Annotated in this window: 25 protein-coding genes and 8 tRNA genes; 6 read left to right on the top strand and 27 right to left on the bottom strand. The window is 52.8% G+C overall.

The window, feature by feature from the left end:
• Positions 1–58 precede the first annotated feature (58 nt).
• Positions 59–700 (top strand): thiamine phosphate synthase, encoded by a 642-nt coding sequence (locus PAE68_RS08365; protein WP_281885930.1) that lies wholly within the window; start codon positions 59–61, stop codon positions 698–700.
• Between the two features lie 10 nt (positions 701–710).
• Positions 711–1,868, top strand: a complete 1,158-nt coding sequence (gene thiO / locus PAE68_RS08360; protein WP_281885928.1) for a glycine oxidase ThiO — start codon at positions 711–713, stop codon at positions 1,866–1,868.
• A gap of 5 nt (positions 1,869–1,873) precedes the next feature.
• Here thiO and PAE68_RS08355 read toward each other — a convergent pair whose 3' ends face one another.
• Positions 1,874–2,539 carry a tetratricopeptide repeat protein gene (locus PAE68_RS08355; protein WP_281885926.1) on the bottom strand — a complete coding sequence of 222 codons (666 nt, stop codon included), beginning with the start codon at positions 2,537–2,539 and terminating at the stop codon, positions 1,874–1,876.
• A 145-nt stretch (positions 2,540–2,684) separates the two neighbouring features.
• On the opposite strand from PAE68_RS08355, the gene PAE68_RS08350 reads away from it, so the two are divergent.
• A complete protein-coding gene (locus PAE68_RS08350; protein WP_281885924.1) occupies positions 2,685–2,978 on the top strand; it encodes a hypothetical protein in 294 nt (97 codons plus the stop codon).
• An 83-nt stretch (positions 2,979–3,061) separates the two neighbouring features.
• Here PAE68_RS08350 and PAE68_RS08345 read toward each other — a convergent pair whose 3' ends face one another.
• Both PAE68_RS08345 and PAE68_RS08340 read right to left on the bottom strand, forming a co-directional pair.
• Positions 3,062–3,448 carry a hypothetical protein gene (locus tag PAE68_RS08345; protein WP_281885922.1) on the bottom strand — a complete coding sequence of 129 codons (387 nt, stop codon included), beginning with the start codon at positions 3,446–3,448 and terminating at the stop codon, positions 3,062–3,064.
• Positions 3,449–3,639: 191 nt separating this feature from the next.
• Positions 3,640–3,978, bottom strand: coding sequence for a hypothetical protein (locus PAE68_RS08340; protein ID WP_281885920.1), 339 nt, complete (start codon positions 3,976–3,978; stop codon positions 3,640–3,642).
• Between the two features lie 187 nt (positions 3,979–4,165).
• Here PAE68_RS08340 and PAE68_RS08335 point away from each other — a divergent pair, with 187 nt between their 5' ends.
• The gene (locus PAE68_RS08335) at positions 4,166–4,351 is read left to right on the top strand and encodes a hypothetical protein (RefSeq protein ID WP_281885918.1); all 186 of its coding nucleotides are present in this window, start codon (positions 4,166–4,168) and stop codon (positions 4,349–4,351) included.
• Positions 4,352–4,432: 81 nt separating this feature from the next.
• The gene (locus PAE68_RS08330; protein ID WP_281885916.1) at positions 4,433–4,561 is read left to right on the top strand and encodes a DUF6254 family protein; all 129 of its coding nucleotides are present in this window, start codon (positions 4,433–4,435) and stop codon (positions 4,559–4,561) included.
• An 86-nt stretch (positions 4,562–4,647) separates the two neighbouring features.
• Here the strand turns inward: PAE68_RS08330 and PAE68_RS08325 are convergent, their stop codons facing one another.
• From PAE68_RS08325 to PAE68_RS08215, 23 genes are all read right to left on the bottom strand, one after another.
• A complete protein-coding gene (locus tag PAE68_RS08325) occupies positions 4,648–5,418 on the bottom strand; it encodes an ABC transporter permease (protein ID WP_281885914.1) in 771 nt (256 codons plus the stop codon).
• Positions 5,411–6,163, bottom strand: a complete 753-nt coding sequence (locus PAE68_RS08320) for an ABC transporter ATP-binding protein (protein ID WP_281885912.1) — start codon at positions 6,161–6,163, stop codon at positions 5,411–5,413. Before PAE68_RS08320 ends, PAE68_RS08325 begins: the two co-directional genes overlap by 8 nt.
• Positions 6,164–6,263: 100 nt before the next feature.
• Positions 6,264–7,301, bottom strand: coding sequence for a CapA family protein (locus tag PAE68_RS08315; RefSeq protein ID WP_281885910.1), 1,038 nt, complete (start codon positions 7,299–7,301; stop codon positions 6,264–6,266).
• Between the two features lie 202 nt (positions 7,302–7,503).
• Positions 7,504–8,547, bottom strand: coding sequence for an FUSC family protein (locus PAE68_RS08310; RefSeq protein ID WP_281885908.1), 1,044 nt, complete (start codon positions 8,545–8,547; stop codon positions 7,504–7,506).
• Positions 8,548–8,784: 237 nt separating this feature from the next.
• Positions 8,785–9,882 carry a GntR family transcriptional regulator gene (locus PAE68_RS08305; RefSeq protein ID WP_281885906.1) on the bottom strand — a complete coding sequence of 366 codons (1,098 nt, stop codon included), beginning with the start codon at positions 9,880–9,882 and terminating at the stop codon, positions 8,785–8,787.
• 212 nt (positions 9,883–10,094) lie between these two features.
• Complete coding sequence (locus PAE68_RS08300) at positions 10,095–11,459, bottom strand: TrkH family potassium uptake protein (protein ID WP_281890965.1); 1,365 nt, start codon at positions 11,457–11,459, stop codon at positions 10,095–10,097.
• A 267-nt stretch (positions 11,460–11,726) separates the two neighbouring features.
• Positions 11,727–11,798 (bottom strand) — tRNA-Gly (locus tag PAE68_RS08295).
• A 9-nt stretch (positions 11,799–11,807) separates the two neighbouring features.
• Positions 11,808–11,890 (bottom strand) — tRNA-Leu (locus tag PAE68_RS08290).
• Between the two features lie 9 nt (positions 11,891–11,899).
• Positions 11,900–11,971: transfer RNA gene (locus tag PAE68_RS08285), tRNA-Gln, on the bottom strand.
• 15 nt (positions 11,972–11,986) lie between these two features.
• Positions 11,987–12,072: transfer RNA gene (locus tag PAE68_RS08280), tRNA-Tyr, on the bottom strand.
• Positions 12,073–12,081: 9 nt separating this feature from the next.
• Positions 12,082–12,157 (bottom strand) — tRNA-Thr (locus tag PAE68_RS08275).
• Between the two features lie 17 nt (positions 12,158–12,174).
• A tRNA-Met gene (locus tag PAE68_RS08270) sits at positions 12,175–12,248 on the bottom strand.
• An 8-nt stretch (positions 12,249–12,256) separates the two neighbouring features.
• A tRNA-Ser gene (locus tag PAE68_RS08265) sits at positions 12,257–12,344 on the bottom strand.
• 3 nt (positions 12,345–12,347) lie between these two features.
• A tRNA-Asn gene (locus PAE68_RS08260) sits at positions 12,348–12,423 on the bottom strand.
• A 330-nt stretch (positions 12,424–12,753) separates the two neighbouring features.
• On the bottom strand, positions 12,754–14,631 hold the full coding sequence (gene htpG / locus PAE68_RS08255) for a molecular chaperone HtpG (protein ID WP_281885904.1): 1,878 nt from the start codon (positions 14,629–14,631) through the stop codon (positions 12,754–12,756).
• Positions 14,632–14,736: 105 nt separating this feature from the next.
• On the bottom strand, positions 14,737–15,081 hold the full coding sequence (locus PAE68_RS08250; RefSeq protein ID WP_281885902.1) for a DUF2642 domain-containing protein: 345 nt from the start codon (positions 15,079–15,081) through the stop codon (positions 14,737–14,739).
• 125 nt (positions 15,082–15,206) lie between these two features.
• Positions 15,207–16,226 carry an LLM class flavin-dependent oxidoreductase gene (locus PAE68_RS08245; RefSeq protein ID WP_281885900.1) on the bottom strand — a complete coding sequence of 340 codons (1,020 nt, stop codon included), beginning with the start codon at positions 16,224–16,226 and terminating at the stop codon, positions 15,207–15,209.
• Between the two features lie 86 nt (positions 16,227–16,312).
• Entirely contained in the window at positions 16,313–17,662 is a 1,350-nt protein-coding gene (locus PAE68_RS08240) for an FtsX-like permease family protein (protein ID WP_281885898.1), read from the bottom strand.
• The gene (locus PAE68_RS08235; RefSeq protein ID WP_281885896.1) at positions 17,637–18,413 is read right to left on the bottom strand and encodes an ABC transporter ATP-binding protein; all 777 of its coding nucleotides are present in this window, start codon (positions 18,411–18,413) and stop codon (positions 17,637–17,639) included. The genes PAE68_RS08240 and PAE68_RS08235 overlap by 26 nt, the downstream gene beginning before the upstream one ends.
• Positions 18,414–18,534: 121 nt before the next feature.
• Positions 18,535–19,617: a sensor histidine kinase gene (locus PAE68_RS08230; RefSeq protein ID WP_281885894.1), complete on the bottom strand. Its 1,083-nt coding sequence runs from the start codon at positions 19,615–19,617 to the stop codon at positions 18,535–18,537.
• 22 nt (positions 19,618–19,639) lie between these two features.
• Positions 19,640–20,353 carry a response regulator transcription factor gene (locus PAE68_RS08225; RefSeq protein WP_281885892.1) on the bottom strand — a complete coding sequence of 238 codons (714 nt, stop codon included), beginning with the start codon at positions 20,351–20,353 and terminating at the stop codon, positions 19,640–19,642.
• 172 nt (positions 20,354–20,525) lie between these two features.
• Positions 20,526–21,515, bottom strand: a complete 990-nt coding sequence (locus tag PAE68_RS08220) for an NAD(P)-dependent alcohol dehydrogenase (RefSeq protein WP_281885890.1) — start codon at positions 21,513–21,515, stop codon at positions 20,526–20,528.
• Positions 21,516–21,668: 153 nt separating this feature from the next.
• Positions 21,669–22,217: a hypothetical protein gene (locus PAE68_RS08215; RefSeq protein WP_281885889.1), complete on the bottom strand. Its 549-nt coding sequence runs from the start codon at positions 22,215–22,217 to the stop codon at positions 21,669–21,671.
• A gap of 156 nt (positions 22,218–22,373) precedes the next feature.
• Between PAE68_RS08215 and PAE68_RS08210 the strand changes: the two genes are divergently transcribed.
• Positions 22,374–23,000 carry a TetR/AcrR family transcriptional regulator gene (locus tag PAE68_RS08210; RefSeq protein WP_281885887.1) on the top strand — a complete coding sequence of 209 codons (627 nt, stop codon included), beginning with the start codon at positions 22,374–22,376 and terminating at the stop codon, positions 22,998–23,000.
• On the opposite strand, the gene PAE68_RS08205 is transcribed toward PAE68_RS08210, so the two are convergent.
• On the bottom strand, positions 22,935–24,128 hold the full coding sequence (locus PAE68_RS08205) for an MFS transporter (protein ID WP_281885885.1): 1,194 nt from the start codon (positions 24,126–24,128) through the stop codon (positions 22,935–22,937). The genes PAE68_RS08210 and PAE68_RS08205 overlap by 66 nt on opposite strands.
• Between the last annotated feature and the right edge of the window lie 17 nt (positions 24,129–24,145).

The raw sequence follows: 24,145 nt of genomic DNA, 5'->3' as shown, positions 1-24,145 counted from the left end.
ACCACACATGCTCTAATGGAGAGCATCCGATACGAGAAAGGCTCGGGCTGCTGCGAAAATGAACCTATTGACGTCTCGTGCAACTTTACATCTCATTACAACAGGCCGACAGGAGCTCGAGGAGTTGACCGCCATCGTCAGTCAGCTGCCGATCGGCTCCGTCGATGTGCTCCATATCCGGGAGAAGCATCGCTCCGCCCAAGAGCTGATGCGCTGGTACACAGTCCTCAAGCAGCTGCTGCCGCACATGCTCGTGCTGCTCAACGACCGCGTTGACGCGGCCGCAGCGGTCGGCGCTGACGGCGTGCAGCTTGGCGGAGGCAGCCTGACGCCACTTGAGGCCCGTAGACTGCTCCAGACAGGCGCCTGCATTGGACGATCTGTCCACAGCCCTGAAGAGGCTGCGGAAGCGGCTCGTGAGCAGGCAGACTTCGTTCTGTTCGGCCACATCTATGAGACCGGCTCGAAGGCGGGGCTACCCGGACGAGGCCTCCACGCCCTGACCATGGCGTCCAGCGCCTGTCCACTGCCGACAATTGCGATCGGGGGGATTACCCCAGAGCGCACACATGAAGTGATTCAAGCCGGAGCTGCCGGCATCGCGGTACTCTCCGGCATCTTGTTAAGCGACAACCCGGCTCGTCAAGCCCAGCGCTTCCACGAAGCGCTCGACAAGACGAAGCCGCACCGCAAGGAGTGATAGAGCTAGCATGAACATATCCACATCTGATAGACGTAATCATTCCACACGCTCTCATGCGATTATCGTAGGAGGGGGCGTGATAGGCGCCTCCATCGCTTATGAGCTAGGCAAGGCAGGCTTCGCCTGCACCATCATAGACAAGAGCGGCTGGAGCCAGGAGGCATCGACCGCGGCCGCCGGCATGCTGGGCGCTCAATCGGAGACCCACCATCCAGGACCGTTCTACGACCTGTGCCGCGCAAGTCAACAGCTATACAGCGATTGGACCGAGGAGCTGGAAGCCGCCTCCGGCATCGCTCCGCAATACATCGCGAAGGGAATCGTCCGGGCCGCACTATCCGAGGAGGATGAACAGGAGCTGCGCTCCCGGCTGGACTGGATTCAAGATGCCGAATGGCTGGATGCCCAAAGTCTACTTCAGATCGAGAACGAGCTAACCCCGTCCGTGCGCGGCGGACTGTATTTGCCCAAGGATCATCAGGTTCACCCGGTATGGCTTACGCGGTCACTGCGTGCTGCACTCGAGCGTCAAGGCTGCTGCGTCAAGGAATGGGCGCCTGTGTTCAAGCTGCTGACAGCCCCAGGCACAGGGAGCGTCTGCGGCGTCTCTACGCCTGAGGGCGAGCTGTACGCCGACCTTGTCGTCCTTGCCGCGGGAGCCTGGAGCTCCTCGCTAACAGAGCCGCTCGGCTTGAAGCTGCCGATATTCCCAGTGAAGGGACAGTGCCTCGCCCTGAGGACCGAAGCACCGCTCATTAGCCACACGCTGTTCACGAAGGGCTGCTACATCGTGCCGAAGGCTGATGGCAGCTGCATTATCGGTGCGACGCAGGTGGAGGCTGGCTTCGACAAGCGGGCAACAGCGACGGCGATCTCAGTGCTGCACGATCGTGCCCAGGAGCTGCTGCCGCGCATGGCCGAGGCCGAATTCGTCAGCACTTGGTCGGGCCTGCGCCCTGGCACTCTGGACGGCTTGCCGTATCTGGGAGCTTGGGAGGGAGCTCCGGGGCTGTTGCTTGCGACTGGACACTTCCGCAACGGCATCCTGCTCGCTCCCATTACAGGCAGAGTGATCGGCCAGCTGGCGACCGGAATTACGCCAGAGGTGGATTTGACCCCATATGCACCGGCAAGAGCGCTCGCAGGCGCCTCGCAGGCGTTGTAATAACTTTACGCCTGGAGACGGGCTAGCAGCGCCCAGCGGCGCTCATGGCGCCGCTTATATCGAGGAAGTCCACGGTACAGCTCAACCGTCTCCCGGAACGCCTGACGAGCTTCCTCGACACGGCCAAGCTGCTTCAGCAGAGCGCCAAGACGGTAATTCGCCTCGCAAGAGGAAGAGTGAATGGTCCGGAATTGCTCCAAGTATTGGACAGCCTTCTGTGGGTCCGAGAGCGCGAACGATTCTGCAAGTCTCAAGTACGGCTCGCCGTATTTGACCCGTGGATTGAGCTCCAGCGCCTGCAGAATGTGAGCTTCGCCTTCCGCCTTCGCACCGCGCTTCAGCTCACATGTGCCTAGCTCGCTCAGCACGTCAGCCGAATCGTCCATGACCTGCAGCACCTCGGTGAGCAGCGGGTAAGCTGCATCATACTTGCCTTCCTCCATATACAGCCTTGCAATCTCGAGCTTCGTCGACGTATGATGAGGACTGAGACGAAGCTCCTCCTTCAGCTTGCTCAGCTTGCGCATCCGCGTCAATGGCTTAAGCAAGCTCGGAGTCAGGCCGATGAAGCGCCGCTCCATCATGTACAGAATGAGGAGCAGCACGAGTAATGCAACGAACGGATTGCCGAACAGCCACCATAGGAGTGGAAATAATAACAGTTTGCTCACGTTTGTGACGCCGCCCTTCTATAAGCATTCGCGATTCGAGAGCACATGCTGCTTCATGAATCGGCTCAACACCGATTGTACCATAATGTTCCAGAGTCAGGTCAACCGCAAGTCGTTTACAATTGAACGTTCGGAGGAATGTATAATGAATGATGCCGCCGCGGCCAAGTGGGCCCACGTGCGCAAGATGGGCAAAGCAAAGTATGTAATGGTGCGTGGCGTGCTCCTCTGGAGCATTGGCTTAACGGCGCTGTTCACACTAATCGAGTATATGACACAGCAAACGATGCTCTCCTCATGGCTGACGACAAGACTGATCGTATTCGGCATTCTCGGCTTCTTCATCTCCAATCAGCGCTGGGACAGCCGCGAGCGCTTGTTCGCTGCCCGCCAAGAACGGACTCACCAAGGCTCGAAGTCGTCTCATCCCTCGAAATAATCAGATGTACGCAAAAAGTCGCGGGCGCGATCCAATCGGCCTGCGACTTTTTTATTATAACCAGTCATGCTGCCTTGCTCCCTCTACACCGTAGACCTCGCCAGCTCCTTCTGCTTCTCCAGCTTCGCTTGGTCTAGCTTGCTCTTGATGTCCGCTCGTACGGAGCCGAAGCTGAGCACCTGCTCCTTGAATTTCTCACGCTCACCCCAATGCGTCTCGCCGTGCTGATCCTGGAACAGCTCCTCCGTCACATCCTCGTAGGCGGCATGCAGGTCGTTATCATACCAGTCGATCTCTCGGCTTGCGTCCTTGCGCAGCACCATGATCATATCGTAATCGTTATCCTTCGATTCCGCGAATAGGGCGATCAGATGATGCTCCTTCCCCTCTATAATCACCTCTACGTCAGCGCACAGTGTATCGTTTCTCTCCAGCACTCGCTTGCATTCCGCTTGGACCACGTTGTTCATGCTCTGCCTCCTCTTGCATACGTTTGTTCCAAGTGTGTCTCCGTCGGTTGCCCAATATGCACAGGATAAAGAAAAAACCCGCACATCGCGAGGCGACTGCAGGCGTCAAGGGATATATAATTAAAAAGGGGGTCAAGGGTTATTATAGCCCTCGAACATTAAAGAATGATGATACGAACATTACAGTTGGATTACAAATCGTCATCATACTGGAGCTGCTCCTGCGCAGAAGACGCCCCGCCGATCTTCTTCTTCATCGCAAGCTGCGCGAACAGCAGCAGTACTGCGTTGTTAACGGCTGAGACGACGTAGCCGAATATGCCGAACATTCGATTGAAGTGGTGCTCCTCACCAGGAAAAACGGATGACCACCACCAGATGGAGCCGACAGCGATGAGTGTATTCACGAGCGTGCCAGCCGCAAAGGATATTAGTACGTGCTCAGTTCTCCACATCACCAGGACGCCAACGAGACCGGTCAGGACGAAGCCCGCGCCGAGCAGCACCCAGAACATCATATCGTAAGTCAAAGCGAATTCACGCTCCTATAGCTGTAATCGTATACCATGCTTGATCAGATTAACACGATAACCGACAGCCATACAACCGATTCAAGCAAGATGTCTTAAAGTTGTCAAACTATAGACGTCTTCCATCATGTTCGGCCTCTCTCGCACATAGACTGATAGTATCCGATTACAAGGGAGAGAATTCGACATGCTGCTGATGGTAGAATTTGCGATGTGGCTGCTGCTGTTTGCCTCCATTACGCTTGTATTCAGCTCGATGCTGCTGGAAATGGTGTTGCGCGATACAGCCAAGTATGACATGGAGCACCATTGGAATCACCGCTTCACGTACAAGGATCTACATCTTGATCCAGATTCCAGAACTCGCGAATAAGGAAGGAGATACTCCGGCAACCTATAAGTGCACCAACGAGAAAGATGCTTTCTATATCCGGAGAAAGGGACGTGAACGAGGATGAGCCATCCGAAAAACCGCAGAGAAAATGAGTGGAAAATTCGCAAGCAGTCCCAGCACCCCCATGGCAAAGTGAAGTCGCTTGCCCAGTATTCGGACGAATATGATGCCCAGCATCCGAACTCATGATGCATGATGCAGGACAGCCCCGGCCAACAGTGGTCGGGGCTCTTACTATTATGAAGCTTATTCCTCGCCCAGTTCTTGTGCGTTCATCACTTAGACCTCTTGAGCGCATCCGGCTCAAGCAATCTCAAGTCGGGAGTGAGCAGCAGCCTATACGACCACGCTCCGAGCAGCATCGCTGTCATCGCCGCTGAAGCCGCGAGTACGAACATGATCAGCACCTGATACCGAACCGCTTCCATCGGGTCGGCGCCTGCCACAATCATCCCGGTCATCATACCGGGGAGCTGGACAAGACCGACTGTCTTCATGCTGTCTACAGTCGGGATCATGCTTGCCCGGACAGCTCGCTTCAGAGGGAGCTGTAGCGACTGCCTAGCATCCGCCCCGAGCGCGAGCAGCGCCTCGATCTCACCGCGAGATGTCTCCAGCTCCCGTCCCAGCTGGTTGAGCAGCAGACCGGCGACGATCATGGAGCTGCCGATAATAATACCGCTAATCGGGATGATGTATTGCGCCCTCGGCTCTATAACGCCGAGTACAAGCAGCAGCGTCATGGCGATCGCTTCCGTACAGCCAATCGCCGCCGCTATGCGCCAGCGGATGCCGACTAGACGCCCTGCACGAGCTCCCGCATTCCATGACGCTACCGCAATCATGACACCGATCAGCACGACCATGAGCCAGAGCTGCCCGGCGCCGAAGATGTAGTGCAGCACGTAGCCGATCGCAAGCAGCTGCACAGCTGAGCGAATCGTGCCGATTGCAATATCTTTTTCCAGTCCGAGCCGGGATCGCACGGAGATCAGCATCGTTACGGCAACGAACACAAGTGTACATAGTAACGCAAGATCAGACATCCGCGTCCTCCTCCTGTTCGGTCCAGCTGATGAAGCGGCGTCCGGCCTCCGTCGAAGGCTTCTTGAAGAAGTCGGCTGCCACACTCCTCTCGCTCAAGCAACCGCCATGCATGAACCATACTGTGCTTCCAACCGCTCTCGCCTGCTCCAGATCATGTGTAACCCATATGAACGCTCTCTCCTCACAACTCGTCCAACGGACAAGCATGGCTTCAACCGCCCGCTTGCTCTCCGGGTCCAGCGAAGCTGTCACCTCATCGAGCAGCAGCAGCTGAGGACTCGCGAGCAATGAGCGGATGAGGGCAACTCTCTGCTTCTCTCCACCGGACAGCTCGGATGCGGCTCTGCCCCAGTCGATCCCCCCTAGCATGACGTCATCCATCAAGCGTAGCGCGAGCTCCCGGTCGAATGGACGCTGATGAATGCGGCTTGACGCTCTCAGGTTGTCCTCTACTGTACCAGGCAGCATCACCGGATGCTGGGCCACATAGCTAGCGGTCGCCCTCCACGCCATTGGCGTCCATGCCTCTTTATTGCGCCCGAGCAGCTCCAAGCGGCCTTCGTCCGCTAACTCTAGTAGTGCGAGTACACGCAGCAGCGTGCTCTTACCTTGACCGGACGCTCCTAGCAGCACGACCTGCTCCCCTAGCCTCACGAAAGCTGTAGCGGGCTGGAACAAGAATTGGTCCGGCGCCTCACGACGCCGAACTGCGAGCCCGTCTAAGACCAGCAATATGTTAGACACTTGGGACTGCCTCCCTATTCATCACTAGCTTCTCTACACTTGAATTTATTGGACACCACTACCATGGAAAACCAGAAAAACGATCTCATCATTGGTGCATCTATACTTTACGCTTCACAATATCCATCGTATGCTTCGCTGCCTTCAGCATCGCTCGACGCTCTGCTGGCGTCAGATCATTCGGTACGTCCGCCGCTATTGTCGCATTAGGAACAGGAATCACCTCATACTTGCGGCCCTGAGCGGTTCGACGACGGCGCACCCAGGTCGGGACGCATTCCAGCTGCTGCAGCTTCACTGCACCGTGCTCATCCTTATGAAGCTCAGCAAGTACAATCAAGCCTCTACGGGTAGCTGCATGGTTCATCAGTGTCGTAGAGACGAAATTACCCAACGAGTAGACAGCAGCTTGCCGTTCGTTAGGACGAACGACCGGCTGTACGACGTGCGGATGTGCGCCGAGCACGAGATCAGCACCGCCCTCCAGCAGCTTCCGCACAATACGCTTCTGTACGGCTACCGGCTGGTGTGTATATTCCCGTCCAAAGTGAGGGCACACGATAACTGCATCTGCAAGCTGCCTCGCCTTGGCCAGATCAGCCAGCATCTTGTCTTCATCCAGCAGATTGACCATCCAGGAGCGGCTGCCAGGTAGAGGCAGCTTATTCGTACTCTTCGAATAGGACAGCACCGCGACACGCACGCCGTGCACATTCAGAACAAGGGGCGTGTGGGCTTCCTCAGGCATGCGGTACGTGCCCGTATGTGCGAGTTGATGGCCATCCAGCACCTCCAGCGTACGCACAAGACCGGCTATGCCGCGGTCCAGACAATGGTTGTTACCTGTTAGGAGCACATGAAAGCCCGCATCCTTCAACGCTGCAGCCAATTCGTCCGGAGCATGGAACGTGAAGAAGCCAGTCTTCGGATGACGGTATGTGAACCTGCCGCCTGTAGCCCCTGCAAGTGGCACCTCCAGATTGCCTATAACGAGATCCGCCCGCTTCAGCAGCGGTGCAACGTAACGGAACACAGGTCTGAAGTCGTACCCGCCTATATCCTCACAGCGCGACGATTGAATGATAGAATTGGAGATCAAAATGTCGCCGACCGCCGCCACACGTATAACGGTAGACATATTGGACATCCCCCCTGGAATAACAGTCTCCGAGGACTATCGGAGCTGTTATGGCAAGCCTCGAATTTGTCGCAGACAAATTGAGGGCCTTCATTGATAATCTCTCATACCCTGAAATAACAGTCTCCGAGGACTATCGGAGCTGTTATGGCAAGACTTATTCATCATTATATTCAAGCTGAGCCTACTTGGTTCAAGGAGTTCATTGACGGGCTTCTGCCTTGCTCGTCTCCCCCTTATGGTACTGCTCCACCAGCTTGTCTAGCCGGCCGATCTGATGTCCGTAATCAAACAGCGATGCCGACACAATCGTCAGCCTCAGGTCGGCGTCCGCCCGCTTGCCGCTCCAGTTCAGTACCTCGCGCATGAACGTCTGGCACTCCTCCTCGATCCGCTCGGTCTCCGAACGATCGCTCTTCTTCAGCTTCTCGTCGAAGCGCAGCAGCACATGCTCATGCAGCTTAATGAGCCGCTCGAGCTGCCGATCGAACTGTGCATCGGTCCACTCGTCGCGATCGCCTTGGAAGTAATGCTGATCGACGGTCTCCAGCACATCGAACCCTTTGCGCAGCGCTGCCAGCATGTGCGAATATACGACGAGATCCCGGATGCTGCTCAGCTTCGCGCCTCTAAGCTTCTTGTATTCCTCCTCCAGCAGCTTGAACTTGGCCGACAGTGCATCGAGCGCATCCTTCAGCTCCCGCTTCTCATCGCGGAATATGCTTTCTCTCAGCTCATTCGAGATGACCGTTCGCAGCAGCAGCGACAGCTTAACGAATACAGCCTCGATCTGCGCGATGAAGTGATCTCGCGGCCTTGGCGGCAGGAAGAAAATATTAATGAGTGAGGCGATCCCGATTCCGATCAAGATCTGCATGAACCGATTAAGCGCAAACTGCCATTGGCCCGAGGCGTCCATCACCGCAATGACGGTGACGAGCGTTAGTCCGATCGTCTCCTCCATCTTTAGCTTCAGACAGAGCATAATGACGATGACGCATACGATTCCGACTGCGAATGGATCCTTGGAGAAATAGGTACCTGCGATCATGGCCAGCACTGCGCCGAGCGTATTCGTCTGCAGCTGATCAAGGAAGTGCTTCCACGAGCGATAGATCGTCGGCTGCATCGCAAAGATCGCCGCCACCGCCGCGATGACCGGGGAAGTGACTTGCAGCAGGGAGGTGACATAGATCGTTAAGGTCACCGCTATTCCAGTTTTGAGCATCCGAGCTCCGAGTGTCATTCCATTCCTCTCCGATCCGATTCGTTCGGGCGTTCGCAGCTGCGTCTGATGCGTGCTCCAGCCCGCCCAGCTATCTTCAGAAATTATAACGGCGATTGGGCTGGCAGGCAAACCTGTAAGGAAGTACAAAGCCTAGCTGGTCGCTAGGCTTTGTATCGGTGATACATATTATCTTCCTTCTACATCTAAGTTCACTTCAAGCGTCTCCGTCCCATACAGATGCTAACTTCTCTACACCTATAGCGGCTTCGTTGAATCCCTGATCACAAGCTGTGGCTTATAGATGACGTCGCGCGACGCCGCCAGCTGGCACTTGCTCTCAATCATCTCAAGCAGCAGCTCTGCAGCATCACCGCCCATCTCCTGCTTCGGATGCGACAGCGTCGTCAGCTTAACCTCAGTCGCCGTTGCAAGGCTCGAATCGTCGAACCCGACGATGGACAAATTTTCCGGCACACTAAGACCGGTCAGCCGCACCGCCTCCAGCAGCTTCACCGCCAGCTGGTCGTTGTAGCATACGAACGCCGTCGGACGATTGTCCTGTTGCAGCATCGCAAGCGCCGCCTGGAACGGCTTATGATCCTTTTCCTCGCTCGTATAGGTCGTGAAGGTGAACGAGTCGAGAGGCAGCGCATACTCATTCAGTGCACGCACGAATCCCTTCAGACGGTTCGCGCCCTGCAGATCGTCGGTCTTGAAGAAGCCAGCGATCGAACGATGTCCGAGCTGAACCAGATGCTCTGTCGCCATGAAGCCGCCTGCCTCATCGTCCACCTTCAGGCATGGACACGACAGCTCCGGGTATCGTTCATTAATCATCAAGAACGGAATGCCTCTTACCTGTAGCTCCAGATAGAGCGGCAAGCTCGGATTGCCTTGCGCGCTCTTCGTTGGCTCGATGATAAGCCCACACAGCGACCGGTTCAGCATATGCTCCAGGTTATGCCGCTCCTTCTCCTTGTCACTATCGGTGCTCGACAGCGTCAGAATGTAATCCCGGCTGCGCAGCGCCGCCTCCGCCCCCCGCACGATGTGCGGGAAAATGTAGTCAGAGATGTGCGTCGTCACCATGCCTACCGTCCGACTCGCAGTGCCTCCAACCGGAAGTTGCCGAGGCGGTGACACGAACGTCCCTTTGCCCTGAACCCGGTACAGGAGCCCTTCCTTCTCCAGCTCTCCGAGCGTCTGTCTGACGGTCTGCCTGCTCATCTGGAACAAGGCGGCGATCTCGTGCTCCGACGGCATCTGAGCATTCGGCTTCAGCTGTCCGCTCTGGAGCCAATTCAATATTTCTTGCTTCAGCTGCATATATTTCGGCAATGGTTTATCGCTCATAGTTCCCTCCGCAATCGACAAGCATCAACATGTACGTACATCATTATAATACAATCGGAATATGATATCCTGTCTGCAGTTGCCGAACCCTTCGCCGAATAAGGTCCGTCCGCCCAGCTCCTGTCCACCAATGAGATAATTCGGAATCGCATCATACTTCAGAGCTAATCGCCGGGTCACCATCATGCGCAGTTGTTCTTCGTCTGATACGGCTACCCGATGATCAGCTCTTCCTTTGGATAATGATATCGGTCCTTGGTCACCTTGGAGCGGAACATGAAGAGAAGTGTCAGAATGCCAACACGCCCCATGAACATGAGCAGAATGATCAGCACCTTCCCCGGCGCCGACAGCTCGCTCGTGATGCCTGTGGACAATCCGGACGTTCCGAATGCGGAGCATACCTCGAAGACGATTTTGATTAATGAGAAATGTTGCCTCTCCAGCGCATCCAATAGCATGATCGACAATATGACGATCATCACTGCCGCGCTAAACACGACGAAGCTCTTCGTAATGTCCTCTTGCTTCAGTGTTCTACGGAACACACGCACCTCGCTCCGTCCGAGCGCATAGTTAACCAAGGTAAGCACGATAACAGCGAACGTCGTCGTCCGAATACCGCCTCCAACACTAGATGGACTCGCCCCGATGAACATGAGCACAGACAGCATGAACTGCGTCGGGGACGTAAACTCGGACACATCCATCGTCGCAAGTCCCCCGCTTCGGGTCGAGATCGAGTTGAACAGCGAATAAGCGAGTTGTTGGTGCCATGGCATTTCCCGGTAATAGACACTGCTCTCCACGATCCAGATTCCGACTGTCCCGAGAATAATTAGCGTGACGAACGTCGTCACCGTCACCTTTGTGAAGAGCGAGAACTTGAAGTTCGGCGTCTTCTTCACCAGCTTCTCGCGCAACTCGATCAGCACCGGGAAGCCGATGGCCCCGAGCACGAGCAGCACCATCGTCAAGCCTTGCAGCACATAATCGTTCGAGAACGATTGCAGCGAGTCGCCGAACAGATCGAAGCCTGCATTCGTATAAGACGATATGGCGTGAAATAATCCATGATAGAACGCCATCGGCACACTGTCATAGTACCCTGCAGCGAGCAGGTAGCTCCCGATCAGAACCGCCCCGACCCCTTCGAACAGGAGCGCCAGGAGCAGCAGACTACGGATCAGGTACACAAGTCCCGACAAGCTGCTTCGATTCTGGTCCACCATAATAAGTCGGCGGTACGATAACGAAATGTTCTGTCCGAAGATGAGCCACAGGAACGTCCCGAGCGCCATAATTCCGATTCCGCCGAATTGAATCATTCCCATAATCATCAGTGCGCCAAAGCCGCTGAACGTCTCTGACGTATTCACAACTGTCAGACCCGTGACGCTCACCGCGCTCGTTGCCGTAAAGAGGGCATCCAGAAACGAGATGGACTTGCCCTCCTTCACGCTGGCCGGCAGCAGCAGCAGCAGTGCCGCCACCATGACTGCGGTTAAATACGTGAACACAATGAATTGTGTCGGCGTAATATTTCTAGCCTTCTGTCGCACAAACTGCTTGACCATTTGCCGCAATAGCTGTCCTCTCCTTGCTCCCGTCGAATCCGGCTTCTTCTCAATACTTGCCATTATAAGTAACCTGTAACAGGGTTGCAACCGTTTAGCTCTATATTTGGCTCATTGTTAGCTAAGGCTGCGATAAATACAGCAGGCGAATCCCAATAGAACATCATAAACGTTCTCGTTCATTGGCTCCTGCAAAAAAGGAAAAAAACCTGGCTCCAATGGGGCCAAGCTTCTGTACGATTGCTATCGTTACGTTGTAACGTTGTAAGCGGAAGACGGGAATCGAACCCGCGACCCTCGCCTTGGCAAGGCGATGCTCTACCGCTGAGCCACTTCCGCATAACAAGATGGTGCGCGTAGAGGGACTTGAACCCCCACGGTCGCCCGCCAGATCCTAAGTCTGGTGCGTCTGCCAATTCCGCCATACGCGCACATATACACTGGGGATCTAGGATTCGAACCTAGGCATGACGGAGTCAAAGTCCGTTGCCTTACCGCTTGGCTAATCCCCAATACTACAAAAAATGTGGTGGAGGCTGATGGATTCGAACCACCGAACTCGTCAGAGAACAGATTTACAGTCTGCTGCGTTTGGCCACTTCGCTAAGCCTCCAAGTGATGCTGGTGCCGCCGAGAGGACTTGAACCCCCAACCTACTGATTACAAGTCAGTTGCTCTACCAATTGAGCTACAGCGGCATATGAAGATGGTACAATAGCGGCGGAGGGGATCGAACCCCCGACCTTACGGGTATGAACCGTACGCTCTAGCCAGCTGAGCTACACCGCCACGTGCTACGGAGAGAGAGGGATTCGAACCCTCGAGACGCTTGTGACGCCTACACGATTTCCAATCGTGCTCCTTCGGCCACTCGGACACCTCTCCATATGGCTCCCCGAACAGGACTCGAACCTGTGACAACTCGATTAACAGTCGAGTGCTCTACCAACTGAGCTATCAGGGAATACAATTACTTACTTCGTAACCGCCACCGTTGTCTTGCTTAAGAAGCGGCCGGAAATATAATTTATCACATTATGTCGCTGATTGCAACTGTACGATATTTCCTCCATTCTGCGGTCTTGAGCCGATCTATGATACTGCTTAACGTTGCAGATGTCTGCATCTATGTTCGCCTCCAGCCTCCAAGTAGCGGTCCGTTATATGACTCCTGTTATTGTAGCCGCGCTTGTTAAAAATATGCCCAGCTCTTCAACGTCTTAACAGCAAGAAAGCCCCGTTCGGTTATGAACAGGGCTTACGATTCGCAAGTCAGCCGCTTGTCAGGCAAGCGTTATACCATTATTTTACAAATGTCGTTCGTAAATTCAACCGGATCCTGCAGCGGCAAGCCTTCAATGAGAAGCGCCTGGTTGTACAGCAGAGCCGTGTACAGGGCCGCCTTCTCCTTATCACTCTCGTAGGCGCTCTTCAGCGACTGGAATACGCCGTGGTTCGGGTTAATTTCCAGCACCTTGTCAGCCTGCACGTCGCCGCTGTTCGGCATCGCCTTCAATATCTTCTCCATCTCAATGGACAGATCGCCTTCCGTCGTCAAGCAGACCGGATGCGACTTCAGACGCTTGGAGGCGCGAACCTCCTTCACCTTGCCCGCGAGCTGGCTTGCCATATATTCGAACAGGTCCTTATTCTCCTGCTGCGTCGCTTCGGATTCATCCTTCTGCTCGTCCTCAAGGCCGAGGTCGCCGCTCGATACAGACTTGAACGACTTCTCCTTATAGGCGCCGAGCATCTTCACTGCGAATTCGTCGATGTCGTCAGTGAAGTACAGAATCTCGTAGCCCTTGTCCGCGACTAGCTCCGCCTGCGGCAGCTTCTCGATCCGCTCGATCGACTCGCCGGATGCGTAGTAGATGAACTTCTGATCCTCCGGCATGCGGGACACGTACTCCTCGAGCGTCACCAGCTTCTTCTCCTTGGAGGAGTGGAACATGATGAGATCCTGCAGCACGTCCTTGTGCATGCCATAGTCGCTGTACACGCCGAACTTCAGCTGACGGCCGAACGCCTTGAAGAACTTCTCGTAGCTCTCCCGCTCGTCCTTCAGCATGCTCTGAAGCTGGCTCTTGATCTTGCTCTGGATGTTCTTCGCGATCAGCTTCAGCTGACGGTCATGCTGCAGCAGCTCTCTTGAGATATTCAGCGACAGACTCTCAGAGTCGACCATTCCCTTGACGAAGCTGAAGTAGTCAGGTAGAAGGTCCGAGCACTTGTTCATGATGAGCACACCGTTCGCGTACAGCTCAAGACCCTTCTCGAATTCCTTCGAATAATAGTCGTACGGAATGCTCTCCGGTATGTACAGGATGGCCTGATACACGACAGCGCCGTCCGCACTGATATGAATATGCTTAAGCGGCTTGTCGAAGCCATAGCGCTTCTCGTTGTAGAATTGCTCGTAGTCCTCCGTCTTCAGCTCGCTCTTGTTCTTCCGCCAGATCGGCACCATGCTGTTGACCGTCTGCTCCTCGCGAACATCCTCGAACTCGTTGTCGCTGCCTTCCTTCAGACGCTTGCTCGATACGTCCATCTTGATCGGGTAGCGAATGAAGTCCGAATATTTCTTAATGATCGACTTCAAGCGGTATTCCTCAAGAAACTCGTCGTAGCTCTCGTCCTCGGTGTTGTCCTTGATCTTCAGCGTAATCTCGGTACCGACCTCGTCCTTCTCGCAAGGCTCGATCGTATAGCCTTCCGCACCTTCCGACTCCCACTTGTAGGCGCTGTCGCCGGTCAGAGACTTACTGATGACCGTCACCGAATCCGCAACCATGAACGCAGAATAGAAGCCAACGCCGAACTGACCGATAATGTCGTGTCCGTCCTTCGACTGGTTCTCCTTCTTGAAGGCGAGCGAGCCGCTCTTGGCGATAACGCCGAGGTTATTCTCGAGCTCTTCCTTCGTCATCCCGATACCTGTATCGCGAATTGTAAGCGTACGGCTCGTCTTGTCAGCCGTTATTTTTATGAAGTAGTTATCTTTGTCGAATACGATGTTCGGGTCAGACAGCGCGACGTAGTAAATTTTATCAATGGCATCGCTCGCATTGGAAATTAATTCTCTTAAGAAAATTTCTTTCTGGGTATAGATCGAGTTGATCATCATCTCAAGCAGCCGCTTGGATTCGGCTTGAAATTGCTTCTTCTCCATGACTATGATTCTCTCCTTCGATATATTAGCACTCTACTCTATCGAGTGCCAGACTATACCTTTTTTATACCACTCCTCCATATTAAAGTCAACTTATTGAGATCATTACCGATAAGATTCCGCCGGTCCTTCGAAATAAACGATGTGCGGAATCCGAATATGCAGCGACCGTTCACCCACATTCATTTGGATGTGATCCACTCCAACCCCAGCGAGCGTCCCTTCTACTCTACCGGCTGTTGTCATCACTGCAAGCCGCTGGCCTTGGTGGCGGCTAATGTGCTGCACGAACACCGGCTCCAGCTGTGTCACATATATGCCCGGCTGCGGCACAGCGGGAATCGGTACAATCGGGCTGTGCGCCGCTGGCAGCCTCCCTACATAAGCGGATTGATCCACTGCGTTCTGCGGCGCTGAAATATTCGTCCATGCTCCCTCATTCGACTTCATGGTCTGCCTCCATTCCATCATTAGATTCAAATCTAATGATAGCTATGTCGGTTCTCAGCTCATTATGCGCGAGGAGAGTCGAACTTCCTTGGCTATGCAGCATCCTTCGTCAGCTATAGTCCTTGCTACACCCGCTCTGTCATGCCGAACGCCTTCGCAATCAGCTCATACGAGCGCACACGCGCCGATGGATCGTGTATAGGTGTGTTAATTAATAGTTCCTCAATACCGTACTCCGCGGCCAGCTTCAGCAGCTGCTCCTTCACCCGCTCCGGTGTGCCGATGATGCGCCGCTCGCGGCTCTGTCGAATATAATACAGGTCAACCTCCGTATACGGATAATTCATCGCCGTCTCTACCGAAGGCAGGCTTGGCAGCTCTCGTCCCGTGCGGATCGCCAGGAACAAGAGGTCGCTGCTCGTCGCCAGTCGGTTCGCTTCCTCCTCGGTCTCCGCACAGATGGCAAGCGTCGCGATCAACGAGCGCGGTCTCGGTTCCAGTAGCGCAGCCGGCTTGAAGTTCTCCCTGTAATGCCGAACTGCATCCTCCCCACCCGGTGTACCGAAAAATTCGGCAAACCCGTACCCCGTGCCCAGCTCCGCCGCGAACCTTGCGCTATCTCCGCTCGATCCGAGCAGCCAGACGTCCGGTGCCGTCGAGATCACTGGAGAAGCGACCAGCTTCTCGAACGGATGCCCTTCGGGCAACGCGTCGTGTAAATACCCGATCAGATCAAGCACCTGTTGAGGATACTTGTGGACATCGACGTACTTGTCTTGCTGCAGCGCCCTCGTTGCTAGCGGCATGCCACCCGGAGCACGGCCAAGCCCGAGATCGATGCGCCCAGGATGGAGCGCCTCAAGCAGGCGGAAGTTCTCCGCCACCTTATATGCGCTGTAATGCGGGAGCATGACGCCGCCCGAGCCGACGCGAATCGTACTCGTTGCTGCCGCCAGATGCGCAATAAGCACCTCAGGGCTTGAGAATGCCAGCGCCCGCATCGAATGATGCTCCGACACCCAGAAGCGGCTGTAGCCGAGCGCTTCTACTGCTTGTATGAGCCTCGTAGACTCGTGGAGTCCGTCTGAGGCGGTACGGTTCTCGCTGACATACACTTGATCCAGTACACCGAGCTTTATTGTCATCGATTGTTCTCCTTGTTGCGCTTACTTTTTGTAACTAAGTGTAGAAGGATAACTGGTTAAAGTCAAATCGAGTAAGCCCCTTCCTCTTATACTCTTCTTATTCGCAAACTTGCGATATAGCTGCGGCAGGCTGCAACAAAGTAGATCGTTTGCATGGCCAAATAAATACCAATAACGACAAAGGAATAGATCCAATTGGACGACATCAATATATTGTCCAATGTTTTCATAGCGACCAAAGCGTGAATGATACCAATGACGCAGGGTACGAAAAAAATAATGCCGACCTGGGTCACGACGACGTTACGGATCTCTCCCTCCGTCATACCGATTCTCGTTAAAGCTTCAAATTGCGCTCGATCGTCCTGCAGCTCGGTGAACAGCTTAAAGTAAATCATGCTCCCCGATGCGATAAAGAAGAGCAAACTGATAAAGAGTCCGATGAACATCGTCAGCGAAATCATTTCCTTTAAATTCTCTTGAGGGGCGGAACGGCCCAGTATATAAAAGGCGCTCGACGCCGTTAAGATGATCGCGCTCAGAATAGAAACGATAAAGAGCATACGTGCGTTGTCTCGGATCTTAAAACCGAGTAAGGAAATGATCAGCATATTGGTCCGCCGATAATAGATACCGTAGCGCTTTTTTATGAACCCAAGTACAAGGACGCTGAACTGGGTGAATACTAAATACGTGCCCACCAACACGGCAGCCAGAATCGCTAGAGCCCGAACCGAGAAACTGGAAAAGTCGAGGCTCAAAAAATTGTTTCCGTTCATCATTAAGGCAAGCGTATAGGCCATGCCGAGTGAACCGATTGCCGCTGCCACTAACCATGGAGAATAATAAAGATCACCTTTAGGCCTTCTTGATGCTTTAAGCAAATCAATAATTTGCGACCCTCCAATCTTCCGCGCCGTCCACAGCGAAATAAGCGTAAACAGGATGCAAAATCCGAAAGCCGTCATCCAAATCGCTTGTGCTGGTACGGCGAATGCAATCGTCTGTTCCAGGTTGAGAAGGACGCCCAGCGCCATAAAGAAGAGCTTACTGAACAAAATCCCCAGTACTATCCCAACTCCGATTGCAAGTAGAGAAATCGCCGTGTTCTCATAGATAACAAGCCGCTTTATTTGCGCCCGTGTCATCCCAAACAAAGAAAAAAGACCGAACTCCTTTTGCCTTGTCTTTACAAAAGCGGAATTGGAATAAAGCACGAAGAGTAATGAAAAAATAACGATAACATATTCACAAAAGAGCATCCCTTGCCTCACCTTAGAGGCGCCCACAATTTGACCGTTTACTACATCAGGATGTGCCAGAAAAGCAGCATACATATAGAAAATCATGACGGAGAACGTGCAGCTCATAAAGAAAGCAATATAGGAACACCATTTCCCTTTAATATTGCTAAACGCGAGCGAACGAAACGTCATCGAAATTCCCTCCCAGCACACTTAAAGCATCTAAGATTTGTTGAAAAAAGGCTTGGCGATTCGATCCTCTCCGAATTTCAGAAAACAGCCTGCCGTCCTTTATGAACAAGATTCGCTGGCAGTAACTCGCAGAGAACGGGTCATGCGTAACCATGAGAACCGTCGTATTTAAACGCTCGTTCATATCTTTAAGCGAATCCATTACATCCTTAGCGGCCTTCGAGTCCAGGTTACCCGTTAATTCGTCCGCCAGCACCAGCGAAGGCTGATGAATAAACGATCGAGCGATCGCAGCCCGCTGCTTTTGACCTCCAGACACCTCATACGTGCGCTTCTCAAGCACCTTGGCAATCCCCAGCCATTCGGCCAGCGGTTGAAGTCGCTCCTCAATCTTGGTCGGGGGAGTACCTTCGAGAACTAATGGCAGAATGATATTCTCCTTAATCGTTAGGGTGTCCAGCAGATTGAAATCCTGAAACACGAACCCAAGCTGTCGTCGTCTAAACAAAGCAAGCTGCTTATCGCTCAGCTTATGCGGTTTGATGCCATTGACCTCAATCTCCCCGGACGTCGGACGGTCAATAGCCGCGAGTAGATTGAGCAGCGTCGTTTTCCCGCTGCCCGAAGGCCCCATGACTCCGACAAATTCACCCTTTTCGATCTGTAGGCTTAAATCCTCCAGCGCTCTGTAAGTAACATTTCCTTTAGAGCTATAGATCTTGCCTAACCCTTCGGCTCGAAGCACAGCCATCGACGATTCCCCCTTGTATTCGCTATCCTTGATGAGAACAGTATAGATGCCCGCAACAGGCTGCAGCCATCGATTTACCTTTCAATTCGTTCAAGGAAGCTTACAACATTGACACCAAGACTCATGATGACTTTGCAGTCAGCTTATGAATGCCCCGCGGCTCAAAGGTCACGGTCATCGTCGTCCCAACTCCAAGCTCCGAGGTCACGTACAAGCCGTGTCCCAGACGTTTGCAAATTTGCTTGGCTAGGAATAGTCCCATACCAGTGGACTCCCCTGTAGAACATCCGTTCTCCCCTGTAAAAAAGGAATCAAAAATTCGCGGCAAATCATGTGCGGCGATTCCGATCCCTTCATCTATCACGCTTAGCTTCCCACCTCCGTTCGGAGCGGTCTTCAGTTCGAACAATAACGAAGAAGCGTCCACATGTTTTTTTCTATACTTAATCGAGTTGCTGATGAATTGATTGAATACAACGGTGATCCACTTCTCATCGGTTTCCACCCAAGCCTCCCCTTCAATTTTAGGGAAAATGGAGTGTCGGATGCACAGTCGCTTATGTGAATGGATCACACTCCGTATGACCTCGTGCAGAGGGGTCGTCTTGAGATGAAGATCCATCTCAAATTTTTCAAGACGCGCCGTATAGAGCATCATCTCCAGACCGCTTGTCAAACGTTCGGCTTCTTCCTTCATGCTAAGCAGTATTTTTCTTTGCGCCTCCTGTGTAAGCGGCAGCTCTTGCTGCGCATCCTGAGCCATCATGTCGATGACGGATACCGGTGTTTTCATATGATGCACCCATTGAAGCACAAAGTGATTGTGCAGCTCCTGCTGCCGACGGTACACGTGCAGCTTGTTCAAATAGGCACGATGCTGCTCCTTGAACAGAAGCGTAACGAGTCTCTGCTCCCTCGTAACAAAGGTTTGCACAATAACGGATGCATGCAATTCCCCCGAACGCTCAAGGGCATCGTGAACCTGCTTGTAGAACTCACGTTGTCGTATGTAATCCACTGCCAGCCCTAACAGCATAAAGAACAACCCTAACCCAACAAAATAAAGCACCGTTCCCAGGTCCATCACCGAAGGGTTGTACTCACTTAATAAAATCGCCCCGACATATAAACCGATAATGAGCAACACAACCAGAATGAATACGAATCGATCCCTTACAAATATCATGATCGAGTGCTCTTTCATGCTTCTTCTCCTTCTTACCGCCTTATTCGAGGGTAAACATATAGCCTTGACCGCGCACGGTCTCAATCGCTTTGGGAAGGCCCAGCTCCTCCAGCTTTTTCCTTAGCCTGGTCACATTCACCGTAAGCGTATTATCATCAACAAACTGCACATCGTCCCATAATGCTTCGAGCAGCTCTTCCCTGGAGACGATGCGTCCGTAATGCTTAAGCAAGCCCTCCGCAAGCAGCTTCTCGGTTTTCGTTAATTCGACCCGCTGCTTCTGCCATAACAGATCATTACGGTGGAGGCGCAGCGTTAAGCCCTGAACATGAAGCTCGGATGAGGAGCTTGATTGGAGGGGAGTACTGAATTCGGAAATCTCAGCATACTCACCATACACACGTCTCAGGATACCTCTCACCTTAGCCATGAGCAGCTCGAGAGGAATCGGCTTCGTCATATAATCATCGGCTCCGTTCTCGATCGCCATGACCTGGTCCATCTCCCCGGAGCGCGCCGAAATGAAAATGATCGGAATACTCGAGCGCGCTCGTATTTGTCTGCACCAATAATAGCCATCATAATAAGGAAGATTCACATCGAGCAGCACTACATGCGGAGCGAACGTCTCTATTTCCGGTATCAAGTCCCGGAAGTGTGAGGCGCATGCTGCCTCCAGCCCGTACTTTTCCATGTTACTTTTTAAGATCGCAGCGATCTTGTCGTCATCTTCTATGATCAAGATTCGATACATGATCGTCCCTCCCTGTAACAAAGCACCCTCTCATAAATTACCACTTCTCCCTGTTACATTCAATTGCTAACAATATAAAAAAGGACCCATCTCCTGCGAAATGGATCTTACACTTTCAATTCGTATAATAAGCTGAAAAGCCACATCTATGCTTCATGTGATTCCAGCCTTACTATAGGTTATCGTCGTTGTCCATCGTAATCACGACATTCCCCTTCTTATGCCCCTGCTCGACATAGCGATGAGCCTCGCGAATCTGATCCAGCGTGTAGCTCCGATCGATGACAGGCTTGACGGCTCCTGCCTCGATCAGCTCTCTGAGCAGCTCCAGATCCTCTATTCGTTCATCCGCAACGCCGCACACGACCTTCTGACCGCTGAACAGCGACGTCCACAGCATTTGACCGACTTCCTTGAAGTTAAACACCGCCAGAATATACCGTCCACGAGGCTGTAGCAGCCTGCGGCAGCTGGAGAACGTCGTCTTGCCGACCGTATCGAGGATCATATCAACCTTCGTATCTATAGTTGTGAAGTCCTCCTGCGAATAATCGATCACACGATCGGCGCCGAGCTCCTTCATCATCGACACATTCCCGGTGCTGCACACGGCGGTCACCACAGCCCCGAAGTGCTTAGCAAGCTGTACCGCATACGTACCGACACTTCCCGACGCACCATAGATGAGCACCTGCTGACCACGCTGAATGCCTCCCTTTCTCAGGAAAAACAAAGCAGACAACGCGCCCACCGGCACCGCCGCCGCTTCCTCATAGGTCAGATTCGCCGGCTTCATCGCCACGGCTCCGTGCTCAGACATCGCCTTGTACTCCGCATAGGCGCCCCAGCCCATACCGCTGGCCGCGTACACGGCGTCCCCCTCGCGGAACCTCGTTGCCGTGCGGCCGACCTGCACGACCTCACCGGCGAGCTCCACCCCTAGGATGGGGTGACGGGGTCTCTGGATGCCCATCGCGAGCTTGGATAGCGGCCACAAGGGCAACGATTCGCGAGTTCCTCGCCGGGCCCTCGTATCTCCTGCAGATACGGTAGCTGCTCTGATTCGGATTAAAATTTCGTTGTCCTTACATACTGGCATGGGTACCTCTTCAAGTTGTAGAACATCCGCTGAACCGTAAGCCTTACACACGACCACCTTCATATCCATCACTCCTTGATCCTAAACTCTAGGCGCGGCTGTTCAAGGCTTCATGCTGTATGGACCTGCGGCATGCCAGACAGACTACGCGATACACTAACACTAGTGTACCAGAATGTCTAGTTGTCCGGACAGATGCTCCTAGCGAACGATATCTTAACCCGCTGATCGACCATAATGATCAACGCTAAAGCTGAACAGCACCTTCAGCATGAACAATTCACTGACGATGAGCATAGACGGCGTCAGATCAAGTACAACTGGAATCCATCCGATTCCTGCGCATAAGAGAGTGCCTGCGGTGAGCAGCTGCTGGGATATGGGCAAGGCATTGACGACATAAGCCCCTGCGACGGTGTATAACCACACCCATACATACGGCAATAGGGAGCTTTCGAGCAATAGCCCTACAAGGAGGAGGTGTATATGTACCGAGATGAATAGAAGACGCTTGCGACTATTGGCCGCATAGTAATCGTTCGTGGACCTCGTAAAGTTGGCTATACAGCCACAGAAAATATCGAAGATCAGGACAAAGGCAAGCAGACTGCGCCACCAAGGTATATTCTCATACATCTCCGGGTATCGCCCATACAGGAGCCCCGCAAGAGAGAAGCCGAACAACAAGATGCCGATCATGGTCGTGATCCGTTGCTTCTCACCGAAAATCTCACGCAAATAGCTGGGCATACGACGCTGGTTCATCTGTTAAAACACTCCTTCACTGTAAGTTTTGTAGTTTTAAACTTAAATACTACATAACTACAATACATGAAGAGCATTCTTATTTCAACATTTTTTATAGTAGTCATATTGAATTACTCCAAAACTTCAGCTACACTTCAAGATGAGGTGACGAGCATGAATGGATATGAGCGCAGAAAGCAACGCAAAATCGAGCAAATTTTTACCGCTGCCTTCGATTTACTAATGAACAACGGCATGTCGAGAGTGAATGTGAATGAAATTGCCGAGAAAGCTCGAGTTTCACCGGCAACCATCTACAACTATTTCGGCACCAAGGAGCAGCTTTATGTGGAGATGCTACAACACTGGATGGAGCAGCAACTGCGGAAGTATGAGGAGATCTTGTACTCGGAGCTGCCTTATCTGGAGAAGGTTAGTAGCATTATGATTCAAGAATCGCTAAATCTTAAAATTGTACTTAAAATCGGACCGTTGCAAGCAGCTAATGATAAAGTTCACCTCGCGCGGCTGCTTACGGGAGATGTCTCAGACAAGCTCCGCCACCTCTATATGAAGCTGATTGAGCTAGGCAAGCAGGAAGGTCTCATTCCCCACGATGTCTTGGATGAGACGCTTCTGCGATATTTCCAGATGTATATAGAGCAATTCAGCCAATTGCACCAAGATCAGGACTCGGCCCCTACCAACCAACTCGTAGTCGATCAGTTCATTCATCTATTTTTCTATGGCCTTGTTCATCCGAATAAGCTGCCCGAGGGAGTCATAGAACCGCCGATATAGGAATAGAAGTGCACAAGCGAAGATGATCCCGAACGTGTAGAACTCCAACTTATATCCAACCCCGTATAAGGATGTCGCAACTACGGGACCAATCGTCATCCATATGTAACGAAAGAAGTTGTACACGCCTGTAGAGGTGGCTCGATGATGAGGCAATTCATTCGCGAGAAGCGTGGTCTGCAGAGGAAGAGATAAGCCGAGAAACAGACCGAATACCGATATACTGACGGTTAGAACGGGTAACGACACTGCAGCGACAGCCGCAAACAAAAAAACGGATGCCATATTCAACGAACTGATAGCCAGTAGCAGCTTTTTGGTGTCAAAATACTCTTGTATACGTCCGCCGATCAAGCTTCCGATTACGATACAGATCGATATGGGAAGGAACATCCACCCAGACTGACTGGGAGTTAGCGCATACAGCTCGATCAGGATATTCGGGAGCAAAATCAACAGCGTATAGAATACGCAATATTGAACCGAAGCCAGCACAACGATTCCTAAGCCGACTCGGTGTGTTAGCACCGTGGACAATTGCCGAAGTCGGAATCGGTCGCTCCCGCTTGTTTCTGTCTTTGTTTCTGGCAAGCTGATGAACATGATTAACCAGAGCGCGAAACTGATGCCCAGAAGGATCCAGAACAACTGGTGAATTCCATAGTACTGTCCAACTATACCACCGAAGACCGGGCCGAGTCCTGGTCCCAGTGCGACCAGCATTTGATAAATGCCCATCGATCTGCCGCGCATCTTACCTTCGAACAAATCTCCGATTATCGTTAAAGCCGCTACCGAACCTACCGCAACCCCAATTGCCTGCAGCGCACGAAAAATAATGAGCGTAGTCACCGAGTACGACATCGCAGCTCCGACAGTTGCCAACAAATAAAACATAAATCCAATCAACAATATTCGGCGCCGACCATATTTATCGATAAGCGGGCCATACACTAATTGCATAATTGCAAAGAAAAGGGGATATATGGACACTGTCAAATTGACAGCAAGTTGCGAGGCTTGAAGCTGCTCCGCGATTTGTGGCAGCATTGGCGTGTAGAATGTCTGGGTAAATGGACCAAAAAATGCAGCCGTAGAAACTAGAAAAACCAATAATTTGTTACGCATCGTTATCCCCTCCGTTA

It is taken from the genome of Paenibacillus sp. YYML68 (genome assembly GCF_027923405.1).
Lineage (GTDB): Bacteria > Bacillota > Bacilli > Paenibacillales > NBRC-103111 > Paenibacillus_G.
This window is presented reverse-complemented; position numbering and strand designations above follow the sequence as displayed.

What these genes read in the sequence shown, in the direction of transcription:
- PAE68_RS08210 (WP_281885887.1), top strand. Translation starts at nt 22,374, where the DNA reads ATGAATGGATATGAGCGCAGAAAGCAACGCAAAATCGAGCAAATTTTT.
- PAE68_RS08305 (WP_281885906.1), bottom strand. Translation starts at nt 9,882, where the DNA reads ATGAGCGATAAACCATTGCCGAAATATATGCAGCTGAAGCAAGAAATA.
- PAE68_RS08205 (WP_281885885.1), bottom strand. Translation starts at nt 24,128, where the DNA reads ATGCGTAACAAATTATTGGTTTTTCTAGTTTCTACGGCTGCATTTTTT.
- htpG (WP_281885904.1), bottom strand. Translation starts at nt 14,631, where the DNA reads ATGGAGAAGAAGCAATTTCAAGCCGAATCCAAGCGGCTGCTTGAGATG.
- PAE68_RS08335 (WP_281885918.1), top strand. Translation starts at nt 4,166, where the DNA reads ATGCTGCTGATGGTAGAATTTGCGATGTGGCTGCTGCTGTTTGCCTCC.
- PAE68_RS08245 (WP_281885900.1), bottom strand. Translation starts at nt 16,226, where the DNA reads ATGACAATAAAGCTCGGTGTACTGGATCAAGTGTATGTCAGCGAGAAC.
- PAE68_RS08365 (WP_281885930.1), top strand. Translation starts at nt 59, where the DNA reads ATGAACCTATTGACGTCTCGTGCAACTTTACATCTCATTACAACAGGC.
- PAE68_RS08325 (WP_281885914.1), bottom strand. Translation starts at nt 5,418, where the DNA reads ATGTCTGATCTTGCGTTACTATGTACACTTGTGTTCGTTGCCGTAACG.
- PAE68_RS08350 (WP_281885924.1), top strand. Translation starts at nt 2,685, where the DNA reads ATGAATGATGCCGCCGCGGCCAAGTGGGCCCACGTGCGCAAGATGGGC.
- PAE68_RS08225 (WP_281885892.1), bottom strand. Translation starts at nt 20,353, where the DNA reads ATGTATCGAATCTTGATCATAGAAGATGACGACAAGATCGCTGCGATC.
- PAE68_RS08220 (WP_281885890.1), bottom strand. Translation starts at nt 21,515, where the DNA reads ATGAAGGTGGTCGTGTGTAAGGCTTACGGTTCAGCGGATGTTCTACAA.
- PAE68_RS08215 (WP_281885889.1), bottom strand. Translation starts at nt 22,217, where the DNA reads ATGAACCAGCGTCGTATGCCCAGCTATTTGCGTGAGATTTTCGGTGAG.
- PAE68_RS08300 (WP_281890965.1), bottom strand. Translation starts at nt 11,459, where the DNA reads ATGGTCAAGCAGTTTGTGCGACAGAAGGCTAGAAATATTACGCCGACA.
- PAE68_RS08235 (WP_281885896.1), bottom strand. Translation starts at nt 18,413, where the DNA reads ATGGCTGTGCTTCGAGCCGAAGGGTTAGGCAAGATCTATAGCTCTAAA.
- PAE68_RS08310 (WP_281885908.1), bottom strand. Translation starts at nt 8,547, where the DNA reads ATGACACTCGGAGCTCGGATGCTCAAAACTGGAATAGCGGTGACCTTA.
- thiO (WP_281885928.1), top strand. Translation starts at nt 711, where the DNA reads ATGAACATATCCACATCTGATAGACGTAATCATTCCACACGCTCTCAT.
- PAE68_RS08315 (WP_281885910.1), bottom strand. Translation starts at nt 7,301, where the DNA reads ATGTCTACCGTTATACGTGTGGCGGCGGTCGGCGACATTTTGATCTCC.
- PAE68_RS08250 (WP_281885902.1), bottom strand. Translation starts at nt 15,081, where the DNA reads ATGAAGTCGAATGAGGGAGCATGGACGAATATTTCAGCGCCGCAGAAC.
- PAE68_RS08330 (WP_281885916.1), top strand. Translation starts at nt 4,433, where the DNA reads ATGAGCCATCCGAAAAACCGCAGAGAAAATGAGTGGAAAATTCGCAAG.
- PAE68_RS08240 (WP_281885898.1), bottom strand. Translation starts at nt 17,662, where the DNA reads ATGACGTTTCGTTCGCTCGCGTTTAGCAATATTAAAGGGAAATGGTGT.
- PAE68_RS08230 (WP_281885894.1), bottom strand. Translation starts at nt 19,617, where the DNA reads ATGAAAGAGCACTCGATCATGATATTTGTAAGGGATCGATTCGTATTC.
- PAE68_RS08345 (WP_281885922.1), bottom strand. Translation starts at nt 3,448, where the DNA reads ATGAACAACGTGGTCCAAGCGGAATGCAAGCGAGTGCTGGAGAGAAAC.